5 protein-coding genes are annotated in these 5,060 nt (G+C 67.5%); 2 read left to right on the plus strand and 3 right to left on the minus strand.

Going from position 1 to position 5,060, the window contains the following annotated elements:
* Nucleotides 1-36 precede the first annotated feature (36 nt).
* On the plus strand, nt 37-1,593 hold the full coding sequence (locus tag ACOJTB_RS21800) for an acetolactate synthase large subunit (RefSeq protein ID WP_420104625.1): 1,557 nt from the start codon (nt 37-39) through the stop codon (nt 1,591-1,593).
* 97 nt (nt 1,594-1,690) lie between these two features.
* Nucleotides 1,691-2,437 carry an acetoacetate decarboxylase gene (locus ACOJTB_RS21805; protein ID WP_420104626.1) on the plus strand — a complete coding sequence of 249 codons (747 nt, stop codon included), beginning with the start codon at nt 1,691-1,693 and terminating at the stop codon, nt 2,435-2,437.
* 10 nt (nt 2,438-2,447) lie between these two features.
* On the opposite strand, the gene ACOJTB_RS21810 is transcribed toward ACOJTB_RS21805, so the two are convergent.
* From ACOJTB_RS21810 to ACOJTB_RS21820, 3 genes are all read right to left on the minus strand, one after another.
* Complete coding sequence (locus tag ACOJTB_RS21810) at nt 2,448-3,491, minus strand: histone deacetylase family protein (protein WP_420104627.1); 1,044 nt, start codon at nt 3,489-3,491, stop codon at nt 2,448-2,450.
* Between the two features lie 284 nt (nt 3,492-3,775).
* On the minus strand, nt 3,776-4,378 hold the full coding sequence (locus tag ACOJTB_RS21815; protein WP_420104628.1) for a TetR/AcrR family transcriptional regulator: 603 nt from the start codon (nt 4,376-4,378) through the stop codon (nt 3,776-3,778).
* A 175-nt stretch (nt 4,379-4,553) separates the two neighbouring features.
* Nucleotides 4,554-5,060 (minus strand): acyl-CoA dehydrogenase family protein (locus tag ACOJTB_RS21820; protein WP_420104629.1); only part of this gene is annotated, 507 nt, incomplete at its 5' end.

The following is a 5,060-nucleotide window of genomic DNA, read 5'->3' on the forward strand; positions in this document are numbered from 1 at the left end:
GCGCCTCTTCCCTTCTCTTCACCCGAGGTTGCTGGAATGAACGGTGCCGACCGCCTTTGCGACACGCTGCTGGTCAACGGCGTCGATGTCTGCTTCGCCAATCCCGGCACGTCCGAGATGCATTTCGTCGCGGCGCTCGACCGCAAGCCGCAAATGCGCTGCGTGCTCGGCCTGTTCGAAGGCGTGGTGACGGGCGCCGCCGACGGCTATGCCCGCATGGCCGACAAGCCGGCGGCGACCCTGCTGCATTGCGGCCCCGGCATGGCGAACGCGCTCGCCAATATGCACAATGCCCGCCGCGCCTGGACGCCGATGATCAACGTCGTCGGCGACCATGCGACCTATCACCTCCAGCACGACGCGCCGCTGACCAGCGACATCGAGAGCCTGGCCCGGCCGATGTCCCATTTCGTCCGCCGCATCGAGTCGGCGCAGGATGTCGGCCCGGCGATCGAGGAAGCCTATGTCGCCTCTCTGACGCTGCCGGGCGTCACCACGGTGATCCTGCCAGCCGATTGCGCCTGGAACAGCCTCGAGCCCGCCGAGCTCAAGCCGGCGACGTTGCCGGCGCTCAAGAGCATCGACGGCGCGACGCTGCGCGAGGTCGCGGCCGGCTTGCGCAAGCACGGCAAGCGCGCGGCGATCATGCTGACGGGGCTGGCCCTGCGCGAGCAGCCGATGGAGATGGCGGCCCGCATCTGCGCCGCGACCGGCGCGCAGATCTTCGCGCAGATGTCGAACGGGCGCATCCAGCGCGGCGTCGGCCGCGTGGCGATTCCGAAGGTCTATTACCCGGTCGATATGGCGCTGGCGCAGCTGAAGGACGTCGATTACCTCGTGCTGGTCGGGGCGCAGGTGCCGGTCGGCTTCTTCGCCTATCCGGGCAAGCCCGGCCGGCTGGTGCATGAGGGCTGCGAGGTCACCGCGCTCGCAAGGCCCGGCGACGACCTGCCCGGCGCGATCGACGCGCTCGCCGACGAGATCGGAGCGCGCAAGAGCGCGCCGGCCTTCATCGCCCCGCCGCGCACGGAGATCCCCGCGCTTCCGACCGGAAAGCTCGACGCCGACAAGGCCTGCGCGATCGTCTCGACCCTGCTGCCTGAGAACTGCATCGTCGCGGACGAATCGGTCTCGTCCGGCCGGATGTTCTATTTCGACTGCCATAGCGCGCCGCAGCACGACTATATCCAGCTCACCGGCGGGGCGATCGGCGAAGGCATTCCGCTCGCCATCGGCGCGGCCGTCGCCTGCCCCGACCGGAAGGTGGTCGCGATGCAGGCGGACGGGTCCGGCATGTACACGGTGCAGGGGCTGTGGACGCAGGCGCGCGAGAAGCTCGACATCGTCACCGTGATCTTCGCCAACCGCACCTACCAGATCCTGCATGGCGAAATGCGCGCCGTCGGCGTCAATGATTTCGGCCGCAACGCCACGCTCATGCTGAACCTCGACGAGCCGGCGCTCGACTGGGTGCAGATGGCACGCGGCATGGGGGTGGAAGCGGCGCGGGCCACCACGGCGGAGGAATTCGCCGATCTGTTCAAGGCGGCGCTGAAGCGAAAAGGGCCGTTCCTGATCGAGGCGGTGATCTGAGGAAGCCGGCCGCGCGTTTGCATGGTGCCCGGGCCGCCAGCCATCATGCTGTCGCGAAGCCCCGGCATAGCGACGGCATCAGCATCAGGAGCACCGCATGACCCGTGACGAGATCCTCAAAGCCCCGTCCATGCCGGTGTTCAGCCCGAGCTATCCGCATCCGCCGAACCGCTTCATCCGCCGCGAATACCTGATCATCACCTACGAGACCGATCCGGATATCATCCGCGCCGCCCTGCCCGAGCCGCTGGAGCCGGCGCCGGGCAATCTCGTCTTCTACGAGTGGATGAAGATGCCGGATTCCTCCGGCTTCGGCGATTACGAGGAGAGCGGCACCGGCATTCTCGCCACCTACAAGGGCGAGCCCTGCAATTTCTCGGTGCAGATGTATCTCGACGACGAGCCGCCGATCACCGGCGGGCGCGAGATCTGGGGCTTCCCGAAGAAATACGGCATTCCGCGGCTGAAGGTGGCCAAGGATACGCTCACCGGCACGCTGCATTACGATGGCGAGCGCGTCGCGATGGGGACGATGACCTACAAGCATCGCAGCCTCGAGGACCAGCTCGAGAAGGTCCGCGACGGGATCGGCGGGCTCAACGTCAATCTCAAGCTGCTGCCGGATGTCGACGGCAAGCCGAAGGTGGCGCAGCTGGTCGGCTACAACCTCACCGACATTACCGTCCATGGCGCCTGGGAGGGCGAGGCCAGGCTGCACCTGATCCCGCACGTCAATTGTCGCGTCGCCGACTTCCCGGTTCGGAAGATCGTGCGGGCGCGTCATCAGGTGGTCGATTTCACCCTGCCCTTCGGCAGGGTGCTGCACGACTACCTCGCGGATTGAGCGGCCCGGGTCAGGCGAAGCCGCCGAGAAACGCATCGAGGCAATCGCCGATCGCCTCGATCGCATAGCCGCCTTCCTGCACCACCAGCGTCGGCAGGCCGAGCGCCTTCACCTGCCGGCCGATCGTGCCGAAATCGGCGGCCTCCAGCTTCAGCACGCCGATCGGATCGTCCTTATGCGCGTCATAGCCGAGCGCGACGACCAGAACCTCCGCCCCGAAATCGCGGATCGCACGGCCGGCGCGGTCGACCGCCGCCTGCATTTCAGCTCCGCCGGCCCCATGCGCCAGCGGCAGGTTGAGGTTGAAGCCTTCGCCCGGTCCGTTGCCGCGCTCGTCCTCGTAGCCGGTGTAGAAGGGGTAGTAGTTCGCCGGGTCGGCATGGACCGAGATCGTCAGCACGTCGTCGCGGCGGTAGAAGATCTGCTGCGTGCCATCGCCGTGATGGGCATCGACATCGAGGATCGCGATCTTGCCGAAGCTCGAGCGCAGGCGCTGGGCGGCGATGGCGGTATTATTGAGGTAGCAGAAGCCGCTGGCGCGATCGGCGCGGGCATGATGGCCCGAAGGGCGGCAGAGCGAATAGACGGCGCGCTCGCCGGCGATCACGGCATCGGCCGCCGTCACCGCCGTCTCGGCCGAGAGCAAGGTCGAGCGCCAGCAATGCTCGCCGACCGGAACCGACATGTCGCCGAGATACCAGCCGAGCTGACCGATGAAGCCGGTGGGGCGGCAGGGCGGGCGGACATCCTCCTCGGGCCGGCCGCTCCAATAGGGGAAGGTGCTGGGCCAGACCTCGGGGCCGCGCTCGGCGGGCAGGTCCTGCCAGTTGGTCCAGGCTGTTTCGAGGAAGCGCACGAAACCGGCGTCATGGATGGCGAGAACCGGCTCCGTTCCATGCGCGGCGGGGCGCTCCGGGGCGATGCCATGCTTCGCCAGGGCCGCCAGCAGCCGCTCGGTCCGCTCCGGCAGGTCCTTGGGCGCGACGACGGCGCCGAAGCGCAGATATTGCTTGGGATCGTGCAGGGCCTGATCGGGATGGTAGAAGGCGCGCATCGGCGAAGGATCCTCTCAAGGCGCGGTCGCGAAGCGGCAACCGGAGCCGCATCCTAGCAAGCTGCCCGGAGCCTGCCAGTCTCGGAGCGCCATGGGCCCCTGCAACCACGACGGTGCGGCCAGGCCATCACGACACACAAGCCCTCATCCCAAGGAGCGCCGAAGGCGCGTCTCGAAGGATGCTCCAGCGGTCACAGGAGCCTCTTGGGCATCCTTCGAGACGCCGCTGCGCGGCTCCTCAGGATGAGGGCTTTGTCCGGACGAGGATTCGTGAGCGCTGGTCCTCAGCTCCGAACGGGCGAAATCAGCGCGGCGAACTCCTTCGCCAGCACCGCGATGTCGTGCCGCTCCGGCCGATACCAGTCGGTCGAGTGGTTGAGGGCGCCGAGCAGGAAATTGCGCAGCACGTCCGGCGCACGCTCCGGCGGCAAGGCGCCCTCGCCCTGCAGCTCCGCGATCAGTTCGCGCCAGACGTCCTCATAGGCACGGCGCACGGCCCGCACGCTTTCGGGCGCGGGCGCGGCACCGAAATTGAAGACCTTGATGCTCGCCGAGGTGTAGTCGCCATGGCCGTGCAGGGCGGCGAGATGGCCATGGATCGCCGCTTCCAGCCGCTCGCGCGGCGAGGCGGCCTGCGTTTCCGCCAGCGCCGCCCTGACGCCCTCATGGACGAAGCGCACGCCGTCATTCACCACCGCCTCGACGATCTCTTCCTTTGAGGCGAAATGGTAATAGAGGCTCGCCTTGCGGATGCCGACCGCCTCGGCGATCTCGCGCAATGTCGTCTGATGGTAGCCGCCCTCGCGCAGCAGCCGCGCGGCATGGTCGAGGATGCGGCGGCGGGAGATGGGTTCGACCCGCTGATCCGGTTCGGCGATCGCGGTCACCGGAAGCCCCCTTCGTCGTTCCCGGGCTTCGCGCCAGCGAAGAACCCGGAACCCACGACCGGGTGCGAGAGCGCTCGGTCGCGAGATCGACGGAGGGCAGCCGAGCCGGCCCCGCTCACCCGGTCGTGGGTTCCGGGTTCGCCCCTTCGGCGCGCCCCGGCATGACAAATGGTGGTCACAGGCGCTTCGCCACCTCTTCCAGCATCACCTCGGTTGCACCGCCGCCGATGGACTGGACACGTGCGTCGCGGGTCATGCGTTCGATCGTGCTTTCGCGCATATAGCCCATGCCGCCATGGAACTGCAGGCAGTCATACATCACCTCGTTGACCAGCTCGCCGCAATAGGCCTTCACCATCGAGACCTCGCGGGTGGCATCGAAACCCTGAGCGTCGAGCCAGGCGGCGTGATAGACCAGCTGGCGGCCGGCCTCGACCTTGCCGGCAAGCTCGGCCAGGCGCTGACGGATCGCCTGTTTCTCCCAGAGCGGCGCGCCGAAGGCTTTTCGCGTCTTCACATAGTCCAAGGTCAGGTCGATCGCGGCCTGCGCCTCGCCCATCGCCATCGCGCCGATCACGGTGCGCTCGTTTTGGAAATTGCTCATGATGGCGTAGAAGCCGCGGCCCTCCTGCCCGAGCAGGTTCTCGGCCGGGACCTTGCAATCGACAAAGGAGAGTTCGGC

This window comes from Allobosea sp., from assembly GCF_048595345.1.
GTDB lineage: Bacteria > Pseudomonadota > Alphaproteobacteria > Rhizobiales > Beijerinckiaceae > Allobosea.

Excerpts from the sequence above, each read along its gene's own strand:
- ACOJTB_RS21800 (WP_420104625.1), top strand. The coding sequence starts at position 37 with ATGAACGGTGCCGACCGCCTTTGCGACACGCTGCTGGTCAACGGCGTC.
- ACOJTB_RS21805 (WP_420104626.1), top strand. The coding sequence starts at position 1,691 with ATGACCCGTGACGAGATCCTCAAAGCCCCGTCCATGCCGGTGTTCAGC.
- ACOJTB_RS21810 (WP_420104627.1), bottom strand. The coding sequence starts at position 3,491 with ATGCGCGCCTTCTACCATCCCGATCAGGCCCTGCACGATCCCAAGCAA.